This window comes from Morganella psychrotolerans (assembly GCF_001676055.1).
GTDB lineage: Bacteria > Pseudomonadota > Gammaproteobacteria > Enterobacterales > Enterobacteriaceae > Morganella > Morganella psychrotolerans_B.
In genome coordinates this window covers 1-21,191 of record NZ_LZEX01000010.1, presented here as the reverse complement: position 1 = coordinate 21,191, position 21,191 = coordinate 1, and the positions used below count along the sequence as shown (strand labels likewise).

Here is a 21,191-nt window from a genome sequence, read left to right as displayed (position 1 = left end):
GATAGGCTTCCGTAACGCAACATTAAACTGATATTCTATCTAAATATGAGCAAAACACATTTAACAGACAAGAAGTTTTCTGACTTCGCCTTGCATACAAAAGTAGTAGAAGCACTTGATTCAAAGGGCTTTTCTAATTGCACGCCTATTCAGGCGCTGACACTCCCCCTGACAATCAGCGGGCGTGATGTTGCAGGACAGGCACAAACAGGAACAGGGAAGACGCTGGCATTCTTAACGTCAACGTTTCATCATCTTCTTACAACTCCGGCACCGGAAGGCCGCAAAATTAATCAGCCGCGTGCGCTGATTATGGCACCGACCCGTGAACTCGCGGTTCAGATCCACTCTGATGCCGAACCGCTTTCACAAAGCACTGGACTGAAAACCGGGCTCGCTTACGGCGGCGATGGTTACGACAAACAAATCAAAGTGCTGGAAGAAGGCGTCGATGTGATTATCGGCACCACCGGCCGCTTAATTGATTTCGCCAAACAGGGCCGCCTTGACCTTAGTGCTATCCAGGTTGTGGTTCTTGATGAAGCCGATCGCATGTACGATCTTGGTTTTATCAAAGATATCCGCTGGCTGTTCCGCCAGATGCCGCCATGTGCTCAGCGCATGAACCTGCTGTTCTCCGCGACACTGTCTTACCGTGTCCGTGAACTGGCATTCGAACAAATGAACAGCCCTGAATATATTGAAATTGAACCGGAGCAGCGCACCGGGCATCTGATCAAAGAAGAGCTGTTCTATCCGTCCAATGAAGAAAAAATGCGTCTGTTACAGACGTTGCTGGAAGAAGAGTGGCCTGACCGCTGCATTATCTTCGCCAACACAAAACACCGTTGTGAAGATATCTGGGCTCATCTGGCTGCCGATGGTCATCGTGTCGGTCTGCTGACCGGTGATGTGGCACAGAAAAAACGTCTGCGTATCCTTGAGGATTTCACAAACGGTAACCTTGATATCCTGGTTGCAACTGATGTTGCGGCGCGTGGCTTGCATATCCCGCTGGTCACCCATGTCTTTAACTACGACCTGCCGGATGACTGTGAAGATTACGTACACCGCATCGGCCGTACCGGTCGTGCCGGGGAAAGTGGTCACTCTATCAGCTTAGCCTGTGAAGAGTATGCCCTGAATCTGCCGGGAATCGAAGAATACACCGGACACCCGATCCCGGTCAGTAAATACAACAGTGACGCACTGCTGACTGAACTGCCGGTACCGAAACGCCGTCGTCGTCCGCCGCGTACAAGCGGAGGTCAGAACCGCCGGAATATGCCGCGCCGTAACAGCAACGGACCGCGTCATAATAATAACCGGACCAAACACTGAAGGACGCCATGCTGAGATCGTCTTCGCTCTATGCTGCTATCGATTTAGGCTCCAACAGCTTTCACATGCTGGTGGTGCGGGAAGTCGCCGGCAGCATCCAGGTACTGTCCCGCGTGAAACGCAAAGTCCGTCTCGCAGCCGGGCTGGATAAAGATAACATTCTGTCACCGGCGGCTATGGCGCGGGGCTGGCAGTGCCTGCGTCTGTTTTCCGAACATTTACAGGATATTCCTGATTCTCAGATCCGTATTGTGGCAACCGCCACATTGCGTCTGGCAAAAAATGCCGGTGAATTCCTGGCAACAGCATCGGAGATCCTCGGACATCCGGTGACTGTTATCCGGGGCGAAGAAGAAGCCCGCCTGATTTATCAGGGCGTTGCTCACACTACCGGCGGGTCAGATAAACGCCTGGTAGTGGATATCGGCGGCGGCAGCACAGAACTTGTCACCGGCCACGGTGCAAAAACCACAGCACTGTTCAGCCTGGAAATGGGCTGTGTCACCTGGCTTGAGCGTTACTTCACAGACCGATCCCTTACCACCGACAATTTTGCCGGTGCTGAACAGGCCGCCCGTGACATTATACTGCCGGTAGCACCTGTGCTGCTGGAACAGGGCTGGCAGGTGTGTGTCGGAGCATCCGGCACCGTTCAGGCGCTTCAGGAAATCATGATAGCGCAGGGAATGAATGAACAAATTACCCTGGCAAAACTGCGCCAGCTCAAGCATAAAGCGATTGAATGCGGCAAACTGGAAGAGCTTGAGATTGAAGGGCTGACACTGGAGCGGGCGCTGGTGTTTCCGAGCGGCCTGGCTATCCTTATCGCCATTTTTGAAACCCTCGGAATTGACAGCATGACACTTGCGGGTGGTGCGCTGCGCGAAGGGCTGGTTTACGGTATGCTGGATCTGCCTGTTGAGCAGGATATCCGCACCCGGACACTCAAAAATGTTCAGGAACGCTTTCAGATAGATATCGCCCAGGGTGAACGGGTCCGGCAACTGACGGATCATTTCTTTCGCCAGGTCTCTTCTGCCTGGCAATTAGATATCCGCTGCCGGGAGCTTCTCAGCAGTGCCGCGCTCATCCACGAAATCGGGCTGAGTGTGGATTTCCGCAACGGACCTGAACATGCCGGGTATCTGGTCAGTAATCTGGATCTGCCGGGATTCACACCGGCACAGCGGCGCTTATTATCCGTACTGCTGCGTAATCAGAGCGGACCTGCGGATATCAACTCACTGAATCAACAAAATGCACTGACACCGCGTGAAGCGGGCTGCCTGTGCCGTCTGCTGCGTCTGGCGATTATTTTTGCCAGCCGCCGCCGCGATGACACTCTCCCGTCATTGCGTATCCGTGCTGCTGCTGAAGGATTGATACTGACATTACCCGCGGGCTGGCAGCAATCACACCCTCTGCGCGCCGAAGCACTTTCGCAGGAAATTCAGTGGCAAAGTTACGCACAATGGTCGCTGATGCTGGAAGAACAAGCCCCCTCAACTCATGGCTGAGAGTGGTCATACATTGAGTAGTGGATGCTATACCCAACGTCATTCAAGATGCAGGCAGGCGGCAAGTGAAGATAGACGGGGAGCATACATCAGTATGTGACCCAGCTAGCTGAGTGAAGCCAACGAACCTGCAGTTTGAATGAATAAGGGTATAAAGTCCTGGCTATCTGTTTTCTGACAGTACCAGGGCTTTAATTTTATGCGCTTTTTCAAAGTGATCCAATTTATGGGTCATAATCCACCATGTTGCGGCTTCCATAAGTAAATCAGGATCATCATTCTTATTCGCAAAAAAAGCATAGAATGAAAGACCTACATTTTCACCTTTCATGCGGATTTTATCATTACATACTGTTATTATTTTTTCTCTCAGTAATGCTCTCATCTGCTTTTCTCTGTTTTATTCTTTGTTTTATTCTTTGTTTTTTGCCAGCATGGCTCTGAGCCCGGCAACACCGCGCAAACCTGTCTGCTGTTTCTCTTCCGCTGTTTTCACTATCTTTTTACCATCATCCCAGCGCAAATCATCCTGCGGTAATTCGTCCAGAAAGCGGCTGTGTTCAGGGCGGATAAGTTCACCATACTGACGCCGCTCACGACACAGGGTAAAAAAGAGTGATTTCTGAGCCCGCGTGATCCCCACATACGCCAGACGCCGCTCTTCATCCACATTGTTTTCATCAATACTGGACTGATGCGGTAAAATACCCTCTTCCATCCCCACCAGGAAAACATGCGGAAACTCCAGCCCTTTAGACGCATGCAGCGTCATCAACTGAACCTGATCCAGCGCTTCATCTTCTTCGCCGCGCTCCATCATATCGCGCAGGGTAAACCGCGTGACAACCTGCGCCAGTGTCATCGGCTCGTTCAGGTCATCCCCTTCCAGCATTTCAGACATCCAGCTGAACAGCTGATCGACATTTTTCATCCGCATCTCAGCCGCTTTCGGGCTTGCCGAGGTTTCAAACAGCCAGCTCTGATAATCCAGCCCGTGCAGCAGGTCACGTACAGCAATCAGCGGCTCACGCTCAACTAATTTTTCCACATCCGCCAGCCAGCCGGTAAAATTTGTCAGCGCCGCCAGCCCCTGACCGGAAAGACTCTGCTCCAGTCCCAGGTCAAAACTGGCCTGATAAAGGCTTTTGTCACGCACATTCGCCCATTCACCCAGCTTCTGAATGGTTGCCGGACCAATTCCCCGGCGCGGGGTATTCACAATACGCATGAATGCGCTGTCATCTTCCCGGTTGGTCAGCACCCGCAGATAAGCGAGTAAATCTTTGATTTCAGGGCGGGAGAAAAATGACGTTCCGCCGGAGATCCGATACGGGATCCGGTTTTGCATCAACATTTTTTCAAAGATCCGAGACTGATGGTTACCGCGGTATAAAATGGCGTAATCTTTATAATCTGTCTTATTGATAAAATGATGGGCGATCAATTCCCCGACCACGCGCTCCGCTTCATGATCTTCATTATTCGCCACGATCACTTTTAACGGATCGCCATAACCAAGATTAGAAAACAACCGTTTTTCAAACACATGGGAGTTATTGGCGATCAAAATATTCGCGGCATTCAGAATGCAGCCAGAGGAGCGGTAATTTTGCTCCAGTTTGATCACTCGTAACTCAGGGAAATCCTCATTCAGCAAAACGAGGTTTTTGGGCTGCGCCCCGCGCCAGGAGTAAATCGACTGATCGTCATCCCCGACCACGGTGAAATACGCACGCTTGCCCACCAGTAATTTAACCAGCTGATATTGACTGGTGTTTGTATCCTGATACTCATCCACCAGCAGATAACGAATGCGCTGTTGCCAGCGTTCACGCGCTTCTTCATCGCGCGCAAAAAGCAGCGTCGGTTTGGTTATCAAATCATCAAAATCCAGAACATTACAGCTGCTTAAATGCAGTTCATAACGCCGGTAGCACTCCGCAAATGTATGGTCACGCTCTGATTTCGCCTGCCCTTTTGCCTGCTCAGGTGTCAGCAGGGCATTTTTCCAGTTTGAGATCTGACTGATCACCTGTTGCAGAAGCTCTTTATCTTCTTCCAGACTATCAAATGTCAGCTCTTTCAGTAATGCGAGCTGATCCTGATCGTCAAACAGGGAAAAATTGCGTTTCATGCCCAGCGCTTTGTATTCGCGCTTGATTATCTCCAGTCCCAGGGTATGGAATGTCGAGATCATCAGCCCCTTGGCTTCTTTGCGCCCGAGGGTTTGCGCCACACGCGCTTTCATTTCGCGCGCCGCTTTATTGGTAAAAGTGACCGCCGCTATCTGGCGCGGCTGATACCCCACATTGCGGATAAGATGGGCAATTTTATTGGTTATCACCCGGGTTTTGCCGGAGCCGGCACCCGCAAGCACAAGGCACGGCCCCTGAACAAATTCAACGGCCTGCTGCTGACCAGGATTTAATTTCATACGCGTTGTTAACCCGATAGATACTGAAACAGAGAGGGATTGTAGCAGAAAGGGGCAGCGGAAGTGTAATCCGGAAATACACGACAGAACACTTTATGGAAATACACCATTGTGTATAATTAAGTTATATTATTACATATACAAAATGATGTACCACTTTAAATTTTTAATAGTTACAGGAGTAACGTTTAATGTTTTTAGTTGAATTTTTAAAATCAGGTAGTCTGAACAGATTTCAATTTATTATATGTACTATTCTTTTAATTATTTTATATTTCACATTAAACACAATGATGAATGGAATCAGCTCTGCATGGGGACAATTATTAATATACGGCATAATATTATTATTTTCATTTTTTTTTATTTTCATTACTCGTCATAGCCCGCCTCAGGGAATGTAAATCAAAGCAACCAATAAAGCATGGATTCATTGTAACCACACCAATTTATACTGCATACATAGTATCTCTGTTTTTATTCTTTTCAAATACAGGATACGGAATTGCTATTTATATAGCATCTCAAATATCTGCATTAATCCTGTTTTTTTTCTTAGTATTAAAAAAATGAATGATGTTGTATCGATTATACCAGGCATCATTCAAGATGCAGACCTGCGGTAAAAGAAGACAAACAGGGAATATAGATAAACTATGTAGCCCGGTAAGATAAATATAACCAGTAATGTCTCGGTGCATGATGACACTGTCATAAAACTGAATATACCAGAGCATAAAAATCATCTTCAGTTAGATAAAATAATATTCATATTCAATTAATTATAACTCTTTCAGAGTATATCCCTGCCACCGAAACACCAATATTATGGAGAAAAATCAGGTTACTAAATAAGGAAAACTGAATGGCATCCAGAGATGATATCAGGAACTCCAGATTAATATATACACAGGATATTGGCTGGGTAGATCGCAATCACGCTATAGGCGGGGATGCACGAAGCCTGTGGGCACAGCTACTCACAGAAAACACAACACCCTATTTTAAAGATTACTTCCTGGTCAGTTACGATCAGTTTATGGGGAAATTTTTTATTAAGATGGGCATTACCTCCTGCTGGCTGGTAAAAAAAGGACTCCGGGAAGATGATAAAAAATCAATCGCACTTTCAATAATGTTTTATATTTCCACACTATTTGAAACCCACCAGGGGCGGTTCTTATTTTCCGGCCTACTGAGAAATGATAGTGGATTCAGCGGTGAAGATCTTATCTCTAACCTTCTGGGTTTTTATTCCGTCATTGAACCGCGGGATTACTGGTCACTGATTAAACCGGTGCCCGTTGAAACGGCCCTGCGGATCTGGGATCATTATGGTTCCGTCGGTAAATATAAAAACAGGGAACTGCGTCCCTGGATTTTTCCTGATCCGCAAGAATCACCCAATGCTGTACCCTATAAAAAAAATCTTCCTTATTATATGAATACCATTCAGCCTTTTAATTCCTACGAAAATGATATTGTTATAAAACTGAATGTGACCGACGGGTGGGCTGGTAACTGGGGCTTCAAAAAATGGAATCCATTTGCAGATAAATATGAAAACTAAATTAATATCACTAATTTTATCTATTACGATTTTGCTTTTTCTCTACTGTTTTTTATCACCAACCCAGTACTTTCCGGCAACAAACTACATAAAGTCGTTACTATTAGTCTCCGATTTTATCCGTAATGCACCTGATAAAGAGCAGGCAACCTATTACTATCATTTTTGGGGAGATCGCGGGCAAGAATCTTACTCTGCAATTTATTATTGTCAGGATAAAAATAAATTCAATGAACTGAAAACAAAACTTCATCAATATGCAAACTCACGACGTACATTAATTTCTATTGATGAGATCACATATAGAAATAAATATAATAAAAATAGATTTATTTCTATCCATGAGTCTACAAAAGATAAGCAGGAGTGTATGTCTTTATCTGAATACGAATATACTTACTATTAAAACTTAAAACGGATGCCGTCCGTTGATACTGTAACCGGACGTGCCCGCAGCACAATGTCGCCATGTAATGCTTTCATAACAGAGCGTAATACTCTCATGAGGTTGAACGTCGTTATGAGTCAGTGCATTCGGATAATGAGATGAAACATTCACAATCGCAGCGCTGGTTAATTTTACCGTATAATATTTTTCCTGAACTCCTGATATCGCAGTCCGGTAAAAATCCAGTTCGCAGGTTAATATTTCATTTTCTGAAATGCTGACACCCAACAATGGTGATGATTTATCAATAGGTTTACTGATAATTACCGGATGATGAACCGCATTTTGTTCAAGGAAAATATCATGGCTGAACGAATACACAAAAATCTGATCTTCATGTCCGTACTGATATTTATTTCCTATTGATTCCGGTGATGAGCATCCTCTTGAAATTAAGCCCTGCTTATTACCTTGCAGCCGTAAGTAAATTTTATTTGCCATAACATTCCTTTGTTTATAAATATCTGCTGGTTATTATCTGATATATACAATTTTAGGTCATAGTAATGACATCTGTGATAGTTACAATAACCCTCTTTGATTAAATTAAAAAACGGCACCCTAAGGCGCCGTCTATTCATTCATACAAATAATATTACGGTATACAATCAGCCACCGACAGCAATACGTTTCATGTCCGTCATATAACCGCGCAGCGTTTTACCCACGGTCTCAATCGGATGCTGACGGATAGCTTCATTAACATCACGCAGTTGCGCGTTATCAGTACCACTATCAGCCATCGTTTTACCCAGGTCACCCGGTTGCAGTGATGCCATAAACTCTTTTAGTAACGGCACAGCCGCAAAAGAGAACAGATAGTTACCGTATTCCGCGGTATCTGAGATAACCACGTTCATTTCATACAGGCGCTTGCGGGCAATAGTATTTGCGATCAGCGGCAGCTCATGCAGTGATTCATAATAAGCAGATTCTGCAATAATACCGGCATCAATCATGGTTTCAAACGCCAGTTCAACGCCGGCTTTAACCATCGCAATCATCACAACACCGTGATCGAAATATTCCTGCTCGCTGATTTTCACATCAGAATCCGGATAATTTTCAAATGCCGTTCTGCCGGTTTCTTCACGCCAGGTCAGCAGATTTTTATCATCGTTTTTCCAGTCAGCCATCATGGTTGCAGAGAAATGCCCGGAAATAATGTCATCCATATGTTTTTCAAACAGGGTTTTCATTTGCCCTTTCAGGATCTCAGATAACTGATATGCCCGGATTTTTGCCGGATTGGACAAACGGTCCATCATCAGTGTGATCCCGCCCTGCTTCAGTGCTTCAGTGATCGTTTCCCAGCCGTACTGGATTAATTTACCTGCATAGGCAGGATTAGTGCCTTCGGCAACCAGTTTGTCATAACACAGTAAAGAACCGGCCTGTAACATGCCGCACAGAATGGTCTGCTCGCCCATCAGGTCTGATTTCACTTCTGCCACAAATGAGGATTCCAGAACGCCCGCACGGTGTCCGCCGGTTGCTGCCGCCCAGGCTTTGGCAATCGCGCGCCCTTCACCTTTGGCATCATTTTCCGGGTGAACTGCGATCAGGGTCGGAACGCCAAAGCCGCGCTTGTACTCTTCACGGACTTCTGTTCCCGGACACTTAGGGGCGACCATCACAACCGTGATATCCGGACGAACCTTTTCGCCTACCTCAACAATATTAAATCCGTGTGAATAACCCAGTGCCGCGCCCGGTTTCATCAGCGGCTGAACTGCCTGAACCACTGCTGAGTGCTGTTTGTCCGGCGTCAGGTTAACAACCAGGTCCGCCTGCGGAACCAGCTCTTCATAAGTACCGACAGTAAACCCGTTTTCAGTGGCCCGCCGCCATGAGGCACGTTTTTCATCAATGGCTTCGCGGCGCAGGGCGTAGGTGATATCCAGCCCGGAATCGCGCATATTCAGCCCCTGGTTCAGACCCTGCGCGCCACAACCGATAATCACCACTTTTTTCCCTTTCAGGTATCCGGCTTCATCCGCAAATTCTTCGCGTGCCATAAAACGGCATTTGCCTAACTGCGCTAACTGCTGGCGCAAATTCAATGTATCAAAATAATTTGCCATGGTGACTCCGTATAATGTGTTTGCTCAGATTGCAGAATATGCAGCACTGATTTTGTTATTTGCCGGTGTGGTATACCCGCGTTACTTATAATGACTATATGTCATGATTTTCATTGCTTAAATTGATATATTAACAATATAGTGATGCATTTATTGCAACATACCCTTATTCATTCAAACTGCAGGTTCGTTGGCTGCACCTTGAATGACGTTGGGTATAAAATAATGACGTGAGATTGAAAGGAGGTCAGAATGGATATCCGGGAACTCAGACTGTTTTTACACCTGGCGGAAAGCTGCCACTTCGGCAAAACAGCCAATGCTATGCATGTCAGCCCGTCAACACTCTCCCGGCAGATTCAGCGCCTGGAAGACTCTCTCGGCCACCCGCTGTTTCTGCGCGACAACCGCACAGTGCAACTGACCGCCGCCGGTGAACAACTGAAACAATTTGCACGGGAAACAGTGCTGCAATACCAGCAACTGCAACATGCGCTTAATCATCAAAGTCCGTCACTGACCGGCGAATTACATCTGTTCTGTTCTGTAACCGCTGCATACAGCCATCTGCCGCAAGTTTTGGATCAATTCAGAGCCGCGCATCCGCAGGTTGAAATAAAACTCACCACCGGTGATGCCGCCGATGCCGTGGAAAAAGTACAGTCGCAGGAAGCTGATTTAGGTATCGCCGGGAAACCGGAAAAATTACCGGATAATATTAATTTTCATCAGATTGGCGAGATCCCGCTATCCCTTATCGCGCCTGCCCTGCCATGCCCGGTAAAACATCAGGTAACACAGGCAGAGCCGGACTGGGAGAATATTCCGTTTATTATTCCGGAGCATGGCCCGTCACGTAAACGGATTGATTTATGGTTTAAAACACAACGCATTCAGGAGCCGCAGATTTATGCCACCGTCTCCGGTCATGAAGCCATTGTGTCAATGGTAGCATTGGGTTGCGGCGTTGCGCTGATCCCGCATGTGGTGGTGGAAAACAGCCCGGATGCTATCCGCAACCGTATTTTGCAACTGGATAATATTTCAATGGTCGCCCCGTTTGAACTGGGCGTATGCGCCCTGAATAAGCGACTGCATGAGCCGCTTATCCGGGCTTTCTGGCAATTATTACCGCGCTGGTACTGACGTCTGCGGAGACAGAAAACGGACAAATGCCGCATTCCCTGTTTCATCCCGGTAGTCATAACCCAGCGCATTCAGATGCTGCTCAAACCGGGTATCATCCCCCGAAGCATCAAAGGCCACCAGCACACGACCATAATCAGTCCCGTGGCTCCGGTAATGGAAAAGGGTGATATTCCAATAGGTTCCGAGTGTTTCCAGAAATTTCAGCAGCGCACCGGGCGCTTCCGGAAATTCAAAACTGAACAAACGCTCCTGCAAAGGAGCCGCCGGACGCCCGCCCACCATATAGCGGACATGCAGCTTCGCCATCTCATCATCAGACAAATCGGTCGCCGCAAACCCCGCACTTTCCAGACCGGAAACTATCGCCTGTCGTGCGTCCGGCCCTTCATCCGCGCGAACACTGACGAATACTGATGCCTCTGCCGAGTCACTGTAGCGATAATTAAACTCTGTTACCACACGCGGACCCAACGCCTGACAAAAGCGCAGGAAACTGCCCTTTTCTTCGGGAATTGTCACCGCGAACACGCCTTCGCGCTGCTCGCCCAGTTCACACCGTTCAGACACATAGCGCAGCACATGAAAATTCACGTTAGCACCCGATAAAACATGCGCCAGATTTTCGCCCTGAATATTATGCTGCTGAATATATTTCTTCATCCCCGCCAGCGCGAGTGCCCCGGACGGCTCTGCAACTGCGCGGACATCATCAAATAAATCTTTCATTGCGGCACAGATAGCATCGCTGTCAACAGTGATGACATCATCCAGATACAGCTGACACAGGCGGAATGTCTCATCACCGATACGCTTAACCGCCACACCTTCCGCAAACAGCCCGACCTTCGCCAGTTCAACGGGATGTCCGGCCTCCAGCGCTGCTTTCAGACAGGCAGCTTCTTCGGCTTCCACACCGATCACCTTAATATCCGGCATCAGTTGTTTAATAAACACTGCCACACCGGCGGCAAGACCACCACCGCCCACCGGAACAAAGACTCTGTCCAGCCGTGCATTTTGCTGCAAAAGCTCCAGTGCTATCGTTGCCTGGCCGGCAATGACCTGCGGATGATCGAATGGCGGGATAAATGTCAGCCCGCGTGATGCGGCAAGTTCAATCGCATGAGCCTTTGCTTCATCAAAATTAGCGCCATGTAACACGACCTCACCACCGAATCCGCGGACCGCATCCACTTTGATATCCGCCGTGGCAAGCGGCATAACAATCAGTGCTTTCACTCCCGTTTTACTGGCTGAGAGCGCAACACCCTGCGCATGATTACCGGCAGAGGCAGTCACAACACCTTGTCGCTTTTGTTCATCCGTCAGCTCTGCGATCATGGCGTAAGCACCGCGCAGTTTAAAACTGTGAACCGGCTGCCGGTCTTCCCGTTTGACCTGAATGGTATTGCCCAGCCGTGCTGACAATTTCGGCATCATTTGCAGCGGCGTAACCTGCGCAACATCATAAACAGAGGCACTGAATGCCGCTCTCACATACTCCGCCCCGGTCGGCTGAGCAGGCAATGGTTGTTTTATGGTCATCCTTAACCCCCGAGTTTGCTTTTATCCCGTACCGCACCTTTATCAGCACTGGTTGCCAGCAGAGCATAAGCCCGCAGCGCATAAGACACCTGACGTTCACGGGATTTCGGTGACCAGGCTTTATCACCCCGCGCCTCTTCACCGACGCGGCGGGCAGCAAGCGTTTTTTCATCCACATTTAATGAAATCTGACGGGTCGGAATGTTGATGGCAATGATATCGCCGGTTTCCACCAGCCCGATAAGCCCGCCGTTTGCCGCTTCAGGAGAAACATGCCCGATGGATAACCCGGAGGTTCCGCCGGAAAAACGTCCGTCAGTAATCAGCGCACAGCTTTTCCCTAATCCCATCGATTTCAGGTAGGTTGTCGGATATAACATTTCCTGCATTCCCGGCCCGCCTTTCGGTCCTTCATAGCGGATAACAACCACATCACCGGCAACAACATGTCCGCCCAGAATGGCACTGACCGCATCATCCTGACTTTCATAGACTTTGGCAGGTCCGGTAAAAATCAAACTGTCTTCATCAACACCGGCTGTTTTGACGATACAGCCATTTTCAGCAATATTGCCGGAGAGCACAGCCAACCCGCCATCCTGACTATAAGCATGTGCTTTGCTGCGGATACAGCCATTTTCGCGGTCATCATCCAAGGACGGCCAGCGACAATTTTGTGAAAAGGCTTTTGTGGTACGGATCCCGGCAGGTCCCGCTGAGAACATTTTTTTCACTGCTTCATCTTTCGTCAGCGTGATGTCATACGTGTCCAGTAATTCCTGTAATGTCAGACCCAGAACATTGGTCACATCCCGGTTCAACAACCCAGCACGATCTAATTCCCCCAGGATCCCGATAACCCCCCCGGCACGATGAACATCTTCCATGTGATATTTCGGTGTACTCGGCGCAACTTTGCACAGATGCGGTACGATACGGGACAAGCGGTCAATATCTGCCATAGTGAAATCGATTTCACCTTCCTGTGCAGCTGCCAGCAGGTGAAGCACGGTGTTTGTCGAACCGCCCATCGCGATATCCAGCGTCATCGCGTTCTCAAACGCGGCTTTATTCGCGATATTGCGCGGTAAAAAGCAGGATTCATCCTGTTCATAATACCTTTTAGTGATCTCAACAATACGGCGACCCGCACTGAGAAAGAGATTTTCGCGATCCGCATGTGTTGCCAGCAGAGAACCGTTACCCGGCTGCGATAATCCCAGCGCTTCTGTCAGACAGTTCATTGAGTTTGCCGTAAACATCCCAGAGCAGGAGCCGCAGGTCGGACAGGCGGAGCGTTCGATTTGCTCACTGTCTGCATCAGACACATTCGGATTCGCGCCCTGGATCATGGCATCCACCAGATCCAGCTTAATGATTTGATCAGATAATTTGGTTTTTCCGGCTTCCATCGGTCCGCCGGACACAAAAATTACGGGGATATTCAGGCGCAATGACGCCATTACCATTCCGGGAGTGATTTTGTCGCAGTTGGAAATACAGACCATGGCATCCGCACAGTGTGCATTCACCATATATTCCACAGAATCGGCAATCAGCTCTCTTGACGGCAGTGAATACAGCATTCCGCCGTGTCCCATCGCGATCCCGTCATCCACAGCAATGGTATTAAATTCTTTGGCAACACCACCCGATGCTTCAATCTGTTCTGCAACCAGTTTGCCCAAATCACGCAGGTGAACATGGCCCGGTACAAATTGTGTGAATGAGTTAACCACCGCAATAATCGGCTTGCCAAAATCGGCGTCAGTCATTCCTGTCGCACGCCATAAGGCTCGTGCGCCTGCCATGTTACGACCGTGAGTCGTTGTCGCGGAACGGTATTTAGGCATTGTAATCTCCCGTGTTTGCAAAATCAGGCGGGGGAACGTCCCGCCCGTGGATCAGTATCCGTTTTGTTATTATGGATTTACCGGATCTAACCAGCCCCATTTGTCTTCTGTTTTACCTGTAAACAGCCCGAAGAACGCTTGCTGGATCTCTTTGGTCACAGGACCGCAACGCCCGATACCAACCTGAATACCATCCACGCTGCGCACCGGCGTTACTTCCGCCGCTGTACCGGTCATAAAGACTTCATCGGCAAGATAAAGCGATTCACGGGATAGCGTCTGTTCACGAATTTCATAACCCAGATCTTTTGCCAGGGTCAGAATGGCATCACGGGTAATTCCCGGCAGTGCAGATGAGGTAAACGGTGGCGTAAAGATAATATTGTTTTTCACTTCAAACAGGTTTTCTCCCGCACCTTCAGAGATATAGCCGTGTACATCCAGTGCGATACCTTCCTGGTAGCCGTGACGGCGGGCTTCACTGCCGACAAGCAGCGAGGAAAGATAGTTACCACCGGCTTTGGCAGCCGTCGGGATGGTATTTGGCGCAACGCGGTTCCAGGAGGACACCATGGCATCAATCCCTTCATCCAGCGCTTCCTCACCCAGGTAAGCGCCCCACGGGAATGCCGCAATAATGACATCTGTTTTATAGCCCTGCGGCGGATTCACGCCCATTCCGACATCACCGATAAACACCAGCGGGCGGATATAACCACTGCTCAGATTATTTTTGCGTAACGTTGCACGGCAGGCTTCCATCAATTCATCCACGGAATAATCCATTGGCATACGATAGATTTTTGCCGAATCATGCAAGCGCTGCATGTGTTCACGATGGCGGAAAACAACCGGTCCTTTGTGGGAATCGTAACAGCGGATCCCTTCAAAAACCGATGTACCATAGTGCATTGCGTGACACATAACGTGGACTTTTGCTTCAGCCCACGGAACCATCTCATCATTGAACCAAATAAAATCAGCTTTTTTTGTCATTGTTATTTTCCTTAGACAGCACGGCTAATGTGCTGATAATTTTCTCTTTTTTGTGTACAGATTTCGACATCCGCCACATCCGCTAACTTAACTAACTGCGTACAGAGTAAGGCCAGCGGTCGCAGGCTTGAAATTGTTAACTCAATGTTTACATTATCACCTTCAGAACCTTTCGCCAGATCCATTTTCATCGCGCAAATGTTAAAGCCACGATGACGCACAACGCGCAAAACACGCTCCAGGATTTCCGGGCAGGAACGCGCCTGAATAGCTAACTGATGCATCATCATAATGTGCTCTCCATCATTTGTTCGTTACCCGCACCCGGCGGCACTAATGGCCAGACATTGTCTTCTTCACGGATGGCAACATGCAATAAATACGGTCCCTGATGGTGTAACAGGGTGTGAATAGCGGCAGGCACATCTGATTTTTCAGTGACCAGGTGCCCGGGAATATCAAAAGATTGTGCAAGTGCAACAAAGTCCGGATTATCGTTCAGTACTGTCTCGCTGTAGCGTTTGTCAAAAAACAGCTCCTGCCACTGACGCACCATGCCGAGTCGCTGGTTATCCAGCAGTAAAATTTTAACCGGCAGCCGCTTGCGCTTGATGGTTGTCAGTTCCTGGACATTCATCATAAAAGAACCATCACCAGAGACACAAAGCACCGTTGCCTGCGGGCGGGCAATTTGCGCCCCTATAGCCGCCGGTAAGCCGAATCCCATAGTGCCTAATCCGCCTGAGGTTAAAAAATTCTCCGGCCGGGTAAACGACATATGCTGTGCCGTCCACATCTGATGCTGCCCGACATCCGTTGTCACCACACAATCCTCCGGTTTGGCGGCAGATACCTGTGATAGCAGCAGCGGGGCATAAATGGTTTCCCCCGGGTGAGTATAATCCGGGGCAAAAGCGGCTTTCAGCTCTCCGGCTCTGCGCTGCCAGGCTGAAATATCAAGTGGCTGCGACAACACAGGCAGGATCTGCTTTGCATCACAGGCAAATGACACATGCGTCCGGCGCAGCTTATCCAGCTCCGCAGGGTCGATATCCACATGGATAACCTTTGCACATGGCGCAAAGGCATCCAGTCTGCCGGTCACACGATCATCAAAACGCGCCCCGACAGCTATCAGTAAATCCGCTTCCTGAACTGCCAGATTTGCTGCTTTTGTTCCGTGCATCCCGAGCATACCGAGGTAATGCGGATAGTCCGGTGAAACCGCGCCCAGTCCTTTCAGCGTACTGACTGCCGGCATTCCCGTTTCAGTCAGAAATGCGCGTAACACATCCACAGCACCTGACATTCCCACACCACCCCCGGCATACAGAACCGGTTTTTTACTTTCCCGCATCAGTTGTAAAGCGCTGGAAATATCAGCCTGAGACAGAGGTTCTGCGGCATCCACCGACATGAAATACGGTGTAAATTCACCAATCTGCAATTGAATGTCTTTCGGGATATCAATGAGTACCGGCCCCGGGCGACCACTGGTGGCGATCGCAAAGGCCTCGGTAATAATTCGTGGTAAATCAGTAATTGATTCAACCAGAAAGCTGTGTTTTGTGCATGACAATGACAGCCCCAATACATCGATCTCCTGAAAAGCATCCGTACCAATCAGTGAAGAACCCACCTGGCCGGTGATGGCGACAACCGGGACTGAATCAAGCAGTGCATCAGCCAGTCCGGTAATCAGATTTGTCGCCCCCGGCCCCGATGTGGCGATACATACTCCTGTTTTCTGTCCTGCCCGTGCGTAGCCGATTGCCGCCATGACTGCTCCCTGTTCATGACGACAGAGTACATGCTCCACTCCTCCGTCATACAGCGCATCATAAACCGGCATGATCGCACCACCCGGGTAGCCGAACACGGTCTCAACGCCTTGTGTTCGTAGTGCCTGCACTAACCACTGTGCCCCGTTCATGTGTGACTCCTTAGTCCGTCATCGTTACTTTCAGTGAAAAATCATAAAATTAAGGTTAAAAAAAACCCCGCGCCTTTCGGTGCGGGGTTCTCGTCAGATCTGAGTGGTTGTCAGCCATTCTCTCGTCCACGTGCAGCCCCGCACGGTGGGATAATAATCACCACCACGCTCACGATAATTAGGCTGACAACGCGGACAATCTTATTCATATTGAAATTCTTCTGCCGTATCAATCTGGTTTTTGTATTTTAGAGTTATCATGTTATCGAATTATTGACAACGGCTATTTCTTATTTTTTTAACAACGAGAATAAATATTCATTAATTTCAATTGATTGCCATAACCACCAGCATTTACCACTATCAATTAACCACTGAGAGATACCTTGCGCTACAAAATACATCCTTAACAGAACAACACAGAAAGGTACATTTAGTTTCTCCGCACAATTTACTTTTCATACTGACGCCCCTCTTCCCCGACTGATATAAAAAGCGTGACAGATTTTTGTATCCACTGCTTTATGATTATCTTCTCACCACCCTATTTTTCGGCACAACACGCAAAACAGATAACCGAATTTGTAACACTCATAAAAAATATCGTGCTGTGCGGAAAAAATAACAAAACAGGGCCGGGTTTCAGGAAAAATCACACATCATAAAAGTTCCACAGATAACAACAGGTTGGAATGATGTCATTTGCCATTGTTTATACACGCGCCATGATAGGTACCGATGCCCCGCCCGTAACGGTAGAAGCACATATCAGTGCCGGACTGCCGGGATTAACACTCGTGGGATTACCGGAAACTGCTGTAAAAGAGTCGAGGGATCGCGTTCGCAGTGCACTAATCAATGGCGGATTTGAATTTCCGGCCAAACGCATTACGATCAATCTTGCCCCTGCTGACTTGCCCAAAGAAGGCGGACGTTATGACTTGCCCATTGCTATAGCCATTCTTGCAGCTTCAGAGCAAATCGATACAAAATTGACAGAAAATTATGAATTTTCAGGTGAATTAGGTCTTTCAGGTGAACTGCGTTTTTGCCGGGGAATACTGCCTGCTGTTTTGGCCGCACTGCAATCTGAAAGACGGGCGGTAGTATCAAAACAGCATTATGATGAACTAAGTATTTTACCATCGGGATCGGCACTGATGGCGGATAATTTACTGCAAATTGCCGGTTTTTTTCATCAGGATTCTATTCTGGAAGAAAATACACATCAGACAAATACAGCAGAAATAACAAGCAGTACAACCATCGACGACATCATCGGACAGGAACACGCAAAGCGGGTACTTGAAATTAGTGCCGCAGGCGGACACAATTTGCTGCTGCTCGGTCCGCCGGGAACAGGAAAAACCATGTTAGCCAGCCGAATCAGTACGTTACTTCCGCCATTAACCGCACAGGAGGCGCTGGACGTCGCAATAATCCGCAGCCTTACCCAAACCTCATCAGATAAGAATAAATGGCCCCTGCGCCCGTTCAGAGCGCCTCATCACAGCGCATCCACCGCAGCACTCATCGGTGGCGGAAGTATCCCGCTGCCGGGGGAAATATCTCTCGCTCATCACGGTATTTTGTTTCTGGATGAACTCCCTGAATTTCAGCGCCGCACACTCGATTCTCTGCGGGAACCACTTGAATCCGGTGAAATTGTCATTTCCAGAGCCAAAGCCAAAATTTGCTTTCCGGCACGTCTCCAGCTTATCGCAGCAATGAATCCCAGCCCGACAGGTCATTATCAGGGGATCCATAACCGCAGCGGCCCACAGCAGCTTTTACGCTACCTTTCCCGTATCTCCGGTCCGTTCCTGGATCGCTTTGATTTATCTATAGAGGTTCCGATGCTACCGCCCGGCACACTCAGCAGAACAGAAAAAAGTTTGCCTGTACATCAACAGGTAAAAGAACGGGTGCAGTTCGCACGGGAGCGGCAATACAGCCGTAACGGACAGGGAAAATTAAACGCCGGATTATCAGGTAAAGAAACTGACCTGCATTGTGCTCTGTCGCAACAGGATGCCCGGTTTCTTGAAGATGCCCTGATACAACTGAATTTATCAGTACGGGCCTGGCACCGAATCCTGCGTGTCAGCAGAACAATTGCCGATCTGCGGGAGGAAGGGAAGAACGTATCACGCCGGGATATACTGGAAGCACTGAGCTATCGTGTCATGGATAGATTTATTCACAAACTTCAGCAGGCACTGTCATAAAAAAGGAAAGGGGCACGAATGCCCCTTTTAACTTATTATTTCTGATGATATTAATCATCGGTGTCGGTATAGTCTTCCGACGGATCGACCTGGGGTTTACCACCGGACAGAGTATGGAAGCGTTTTGGTTTGCGGATGCATTCCAGGTACTTGATCCATACTTTTTCTGCTGCTGTCACCGGCAGGCGTTCACCACGGCACACAGAAACAAACAGTTTCTCTTCGTCCGTCCGGGGAGTACGTTTACCCATGTCCAGTTCGTTGAAAGCAAAACCATGGTGCTCAAGTAACTGAGCTTCTTTGATCGTAAAATGACCATGGCGTGAAAAACCACGAGGATAATGTTTATTATCAAAAAAACGATTAGTCGTGATAAAGCTTTCTTCCATCTGACACACTCCTAATTCTCTACTAACTTACTCTTTATGGCGCGGAGTATTAGATAGCATCAGGATTCTGTAAAACAAAATATTTAAATCATAACGACAAAAATTTCTGGAGATACTTGTGGATACTGAATTACTGAAAACCTTTTTGGAGGTCAGTAAAACCCGCCACTTCGGGCGGGCAGCCGAGTCCTTATACCTTACCCAATCAGCAGTAAGCTTTAGAATCAGGCAGTTAGAGACAAATCTCGGGGCGAGTCTTTTTACCCGTCACCGGAATAATATTCGTTTAACGGCAGCTGGTGAACGGTTAGTGCCTTATGCAGAATCACTTATTAACACCTGGCAACTTGCAAAGAAAGAGATTAATCATGCATTTGCACATAATGCGCTTTCAATCGGTGCAACGGCTTCGTTGTGGGAAGCGTACCTGACCCCATGGCTTGAGCGGGTATATCGTGAGCAGTCAGAACTTCACCTGGATGCCAGAATTGCCTCACGTCAGTCTCTGGTAAAGCAGTTACATGCACGTGAACTGGATTTACTTATTTCTACAGAACAACCTAAAATGGATGAGCTTAAAAGTGAGGTTATCGGAGAAATCACCCTTCAGTTGTTCAGCGTACATCCGCTTATCCCGGATAATTTACCGGGGCTGATTCAGCTCGAATGGAGTGCTGATTTCCATCAGTATGACAACCCTGAGCTCACCCGACATCAATTGCCTATCCTGACAACCACGTCGGCCAGCCAGGCTAAACAATTGCTGGCGGTAACGCCGTCCGTAGCCTGGTTGCCTGCACACTGGAAGAAAGATCACACTGAATTAAAACCAGTAAATAAGGACCTGATTACAAAACCACTGTACGCAATATGGCTGCAAAACAGCGATCAGCAAGGACTTATCCGCCAACTGATAACAATACCGGTTTAATACCGGTAATAGTTTATTTATGGATTTCAGGGAAAAATGAATTCAGAGGATTCAGAGGATTCAGAGGATTCAGAGGATTCAGAGGATTCAGAGGAATTTTAATCAGAGATCAAAGAGGAATAAGACTATAAAAACCTGTAAAAACAAACATTATTCCCGAATTTCAGGCAATAAAAAACCCAGTTCATAATAAACTGGGCTATTAATAATTAAAAATTTTTAGTTATTGCTTATCAAGTAAATGGCAGGGGCGGAGAGACTCGAACTCCCAACACCCGGTTTTGGAGACCGGTGCTCTACCAATTGAACTACGCCCCTAAAGCGTTGGCGGAACGGACGGGACTCGAACCCGCGACCCCCTGCGTGACAGGCAGGTATTCTAACCAACTGAACTACCGCTCCGCGTATCTCTGCGTGACTGATGCAACTCTGCATCCTCACTTAATGTAAAACCTGGCGGTTCCCTACTCTCACATGGGGAGACCCCACACTACCATCGGCGCTACGGCGTTTCACTTCTGAGTTCGGCATGGGGTCAGGTGGGACCACCGCGCTAGTGCCGCCAGGCAAATTCTGTTATCCAAAACAAGCTGTTTAATAACCGGTATGAATCTATTCATCCATCACCCGTTATCTGAAAAATTGATTTCTTTCTTAGTCGTCTCTCAACTCAAAACACCTTCGGTGTTGTCAGGTTAAGCCTCTCGGTTCATTAGTACTGGTTAGCTCAATGCATCGCTGCACTTACACACCCAGCCTATCAACGTCTTAGT

18 protein-coding genes, 2 tRNA genes and 2 rRNA genes are annotated in these 21,191 nt (G+C 48.1%); 7 read left to right on the top strand and 15 right to left on the bottom strand.

Annotated elements, in window-relative coordinates:
• The first annotated feature begins 45 nt into the window (after positions 1 to 45).
• Together rhlB and gppA are read left to right on the top strand one after the other, a co-directional pair.
• Positions 46 to 1,341 (top strand): ATP-dependent RNA helicase RhlB, encoded by a 1,296-nt coding sequence (gene rhlB / locus AYY17_RS07970; RefSeq protein ID WP_067422801.1) that lies wholly within the window; start codon positions 46 to 48, stop codon positions 1,339 to 1,341.
• An 8-nt stretch (positions 1,342 to 1,349) separates the two neighbouring features.
• Positions 1,350 to 2,858 carry a guanosine-5'-triphosphate,3'-diphosphate diphosphatase gene (gppA, locus tag AYY17_RS07965; RefSeq protein ID WP_067422799.1) on the top strand — a complete coding sequence of 503 codons (1,509 nt, stop codon included), beginning with the start codon at positions 1,350 to 1,352 and terminating at the stop codon, positions 2,856 to 2,858.
• Between the two features lie 163 nt (positions 2,859 to 3,021).
• On the opposite strand, the gene AYY17_RS07960 is transcribed toward gppA, so the two are convergent.
• Both AYY17_RS07960 and rep read right to left on the bottom strand, forming a co-directional pair.
• A complete protein-coding gene (locus AYY17_RS07960) occupies positions 3,022 to 3,243 on the bottom strand; it encodes a DUF6500 family protein (protein WP_067422797.1) in 222 nt (73 codons plus the stop codon).
• Between the two features lie 27 nt (positions 3,244 to 3,270).
• A complete protein-coding gene (rep, locus tag AYY17_RS07955) occupies positions 3,271 to 5,292 on the bottom strand; it encodes a DNA helicase Rep (protein ID WP_067422795.1) in 2,022 nt (673 codons plus the stop codon).
• Positions 5,293 to 6,157: 865 nt separating this feature from the next.
• On the opposite strand from rep, the gene AYY17_RS07950 reads away from it, so the two are divergent.
• Positions 6,158 to 6,862, top strand: coding sequence for a hypothetical protein (locus AYY17_RS07950; protein ID WP_067422793.1), 705 nt, complete (start codon positions 6,158 to 6,160; stop codon positions 6,860 to 6,862).
• Positions 6,852 to 7,268: a hypothetical protein gene (locus AYY17_RS07945; RefSeq protein WP_067422790.1), complete on the top strand. Its 417-nt coding sequence runs from the start codon at positions 6,852 to 6,854 to the stop codon at positions 7,266 to 7,268. Before AYY17_RS07950 ends, AYY17_RS07945 begins: the two co-directional genes overlap by 11 nt.
• A 3-nt stretch (positions 7,269 to 7,271) precedes the next feature.
• Here AYY17_RS07945 and AYY17_RS07940 read toward each other — a convergent pair whose 3' ends face one another.
• Complete coding sequence (locus AYY17_RS07940) at positions 7,272 to 7,751, bottom strand: Hcp family type VI secretion system effector (protein ID WP_067422789.1); 480 nt, start codon at positions 7,749 to 7,751, stop codon at positions 7,272 to 7,274.
• A 167-nt stretch (positions 7,752 to 7,918) separates the two neighbouring features.
• Positions 7,919 to 9,394 (bottom strand): ketol-acid reductoisomerase, encoded by a 1,476-nt coding sequence (ilvC, locus tag AYY17_RS07935; protein WP_067422787.1) that lies wholly within the window; start codon positions 9,392 to 9,394, stop codon positions 7,919 to 7,921.
• Between the two features lie 252 nt (positions 9,395 to 9,646).
• On the opposite strand from ilvC, the gene ilvY reads away from it, so the two are divergent.
• Positions 9,647 to 10,540: an HTH-type transcriptional activator IlvY gene (ilvY, locus tag AYY17_RS07930; protein ID WP_067422785.1), complete on the top strand. Its 894-nt coding sequence runs from the start codon at positions 9,647 to 9,649 to the stop codon at positions 10,538 to 10,540.
• Here ilvY and ilvA read toward each other — a convergent pair.
• The 6 genes from ilvA to ilvL form a co-directional block, all read right to left on the bottom strand.
• A complete protein-coding gene (gene ilvA, locus AYY17_RS07925; RefSeq protein WP_067422783.1) occupies positions 10,523 to 12,088 on the bottom strand; it encodes a threonine ammonia-lyase, biosynthetic in 1,566 nt (521 codons plus the stop codon). The two genes, ilvY and ilvA, sit on opposite strands and share 18 nt — an antisense overlap.
• 2 nt (positions 12,089 to 12,090) lie before the next feature.
• Positions 12,091 to 13,941: a dihydroxy-acid dehydratase gene (gene ilvD, locus AYY17_RS07920; protein ID WP_067422781.1), complete on the bottom strand. Its 1,851-nt coding sequence runs from the start codon at positions 13,939 to 13,941 to the stop codon at positions 12,091 to 12,093.
• Positions 13,942 to 14,010: 69 nt separating this feature from the next.
• Complete coding sequence (locus AYY17_RS07915; protein WP_067422777.1) at positions 14,011 to 14,937, bottom strand: branched-chain amino acid transaminase; 927 nt, start codon at positions 14,935 to 14,937, stop codon at positions 14,011 to 14,013.
• A gap of 11 nt (positions 14,938 to 14,948) precedes the next feature.
• Positions 14,949 to 15,227, bottom strand: a complete 279-nt coding sequence (gene ilvM / locus AYY17_RS07910; protein ID WP_067422775.1) for an acetolactate synthase 2 small subunit — start codon at positions 15,225 to 15,227, stop codon at positions 14,949 to 14,951.
• Positions 15,224 to 16,870, bottom strand: coding sequence for an acetolactate synthase 2 catalytic subunit (gene ilvG, locus AYY17_RS07905; protein ID WP_067422773.1), 1,647 nt, complete (start codon positions 16,868 to 16,870; stop codon positions 15,224 to 15,226). Before ilvG ends, ilvM begins: the two co-directional genes overlap by 4 nt.
• A 110-nt stretch (positions 16,871 to 16,980) precedes the next feature.
• Positions 16,981 to 17,079 carry an ilv operon leader peptide gene (gene ilvL / locus AYY17_RS21165; protein ID WP_150385200.1) on the bottom strand — a complete coding sequence of 33 codons (99 nt, stop codon included), beginning with the start codon at positions 17,077 to 17,079 and terminating at the stop codon, positions 16,981 to 16,983.
• 486 nt (positions 17,080 to 17,565) lie between these two features.
• On the opposite strand from ilvL, the gene AYY17_RS07900 reads away from it, so the two are divergent.
• Positions 17,566 to 19,098 (top strand): YifB family Mg chelatase-like AAA ATPase, encoded by a 1,533-nt coding sequence (locus tag AYY17_RS07900; protein ID WP_067422771.1) that lies wholly within the window; start codon positions 17,566 to 17,568, stop codon positions 19,096 to 19,098.
• A gap of 50 nt (positions 19,099 to 19,148) precedes the next feature.
• Here AYY17_RS07900 and AYY17_RS07895 read toward each other — a convergent pair whose 3' ends face one another.
• Positions 19,149 to 19,487, bottom strand: a complete 339-nt coding sequence (locus AYY17_RS07895; protein ID WP_067400766.1) for a MaoP family protein — start codon at positions 19,485 to 19,487, stop codon at positions 19,149 to 19,151.
• A 118-nt stretch (positions 19,488 to 19,605) separates the two neighbouring features.
• On the opposite strand from AYY17_RS07895, the gene hdfR reads away from it, so the two are divergent.
• Positions 19,606 to 20,418 carry an HTH-type transcriptional regulator HdfR gene (gene hdfR, locus AYY17_RS07890; RefSeq protein WP_067400763.1) on the top strand — a complete coding sequence of 271 codons (813 nt, stop codon included), beginning with the start codon at positions 19,606 to 19,608 and terminating at the stop codon, positions 20,416 to 20,418.
• Positions 20,419 to 20,660: 242 nt separating this feature from the next.
• Here the strand turns inward: hdfR and AYY17_RS07885 are convergent.
• From AYY17_RS07885 to AYY17_RS07870, 4 genes are all read right to left on the bottom strand, one after another.
• Positions 20,661 to 20,736, bottom strand: a tRNA-Trp gene (locus AYY17_RS07885).
• A 7-nt stretch (positions 20,737 to 20,743) separates the two neighbouring features.
• Positions 20,744 to 20,820 (bottom strand) — tRNA-Asp (locus AYY17_RS07880).
• Between the two features lie 49 nt (positions 20,821 to 20,869).
• A 5S ribosomal RNA gene (rrf, locus tag AYY17_RS07875) occupies positions 20,870 to 20,985 on the bottom strand.
• 124 nt (positions 20,986 to 21,109) lie between these two features.
• Positions 21,110 to 21,191 (bottom strand): 23S ribosomal RNA (locus AYY17_RS07870); the annotation flags it as partial.

Excerpts from the sequence above, each read along its gene's own strand:
- rhlB (WP_067422801.1), top strand. The coding sequence starts at position 46 with ATGAGCAAAACACATTTAACAGACAAGAAGTTTTCTGACTTCGCCTTG.
- gppA (WP_067422799.1), top strand. The coding sequence starts at position 1,350 with ATGCTGAGATCGTCTTCGCTCTATGCTGCTATCGATTTAGGCTCCAAC.
- AYY17_RS07960 (WP_067422797.1), bottom strand. The coding sequence starts at position 3,243 with ATGAGAGCATTACTGAGAGAAAAAATAATAACAGTATGTAATGATAAA.
- rep (WP_067422795.1), bottom strand. The coding sequence starts at position 5,292 with ATGAAATTAAATCCTGGTCAGCAGCAGGCCGTTGAATTTGTTCAGGGG.
- AYY17_RS07950 (WP_067422793.1), top strand. The coding sequence starts at position 6,158 with ATGGCATCCAGAGATGATATCAGGAACTCCAGATTAATATATACACAG.
- AYY17_RS07945 (WP_067422790.1), top strand. The coding sequence starts at position 6,852 with ATGAAAACTAAATTAATATCACTAATTTTATCTATTACGATTTTGCTT.
- AYY17_RS07940 (WP_067422789.1), bottom strand. The coding sequence starts at position 7,751 with ATGGCAAATAAAATTTACTTACGGCTGCAAGGTAATAAGCAGGGCTTA.
- ilvC (WP_067422787.1), bottom strand. The coding sequence starts at position 9,394 with ATGGCAAATTATTTTGATACATTGAATTTGCGCCAGCAGTTAGCGCAG.
- ilvY (WP_067422785.1), top strand. The coding sequence starts at position 9,647 with ATGGATATCCGGGAACTCAGACTGTTTTTACACCTGGCGGAAAGCTGC.
- ilvA (WP_067422783.1), bottom strand. The coding sequence starts at position 12,088 with ATGACCATAAAACAACCATTGCCTGCTCAGCCGACCGGGGCGGAGTAT.
- ilvD (WP_067422781.1), bottom strand. The coding sequence starts at position 13,941 with ATGCCTAAATACCGTTCCGCGACAACGACTCACGGTCGTAACATGGCA.
- AYY17_RS07915 (WP_067422777.1), bottom strand. The coding sequence starts at position 14,937 with ATGACAAAAAAAGCTGATTTTATTTGGTTCAATGATGAGATGGTTCCG.
- ilvM (WP_067422775.1), bottom strand. The coding sequence starts at position 15,227 with ATGATGATGCATCAGTTAGCTATTCAGGCGCGTTCCTGCCCGGAAATC.
- ilvG (WP_067422773.1), bottom strand. The coding sequence starts at position 16,870 with ATGAACGGGGCACAGTGGTTAGTGCAGGCACTACGAACACAAGGCGTT.
- ilvL (WP_150385200.1), bottom strand. The coding sequence starts at position 17,079 with ATGAATAAGATTGTCCGCGTTGTCAGCCTAATTATCGTGAGCGTGGTG.
- AYY17_RS07900 (WP_067422771.1), top strand. The coding sequence starts at position 17,566 with ATGTCATTTGCCATTGTTTATACACGCGCCATGATAGGTACCGATGCC.
- AYY17_RS07895 (WP_067400766.1), bottom strand. The coding sequence starts at position 19,487 with ATGGAAGAAAGCTTTATCACGACTAATCGTTTTTTTGATAATAAACAT.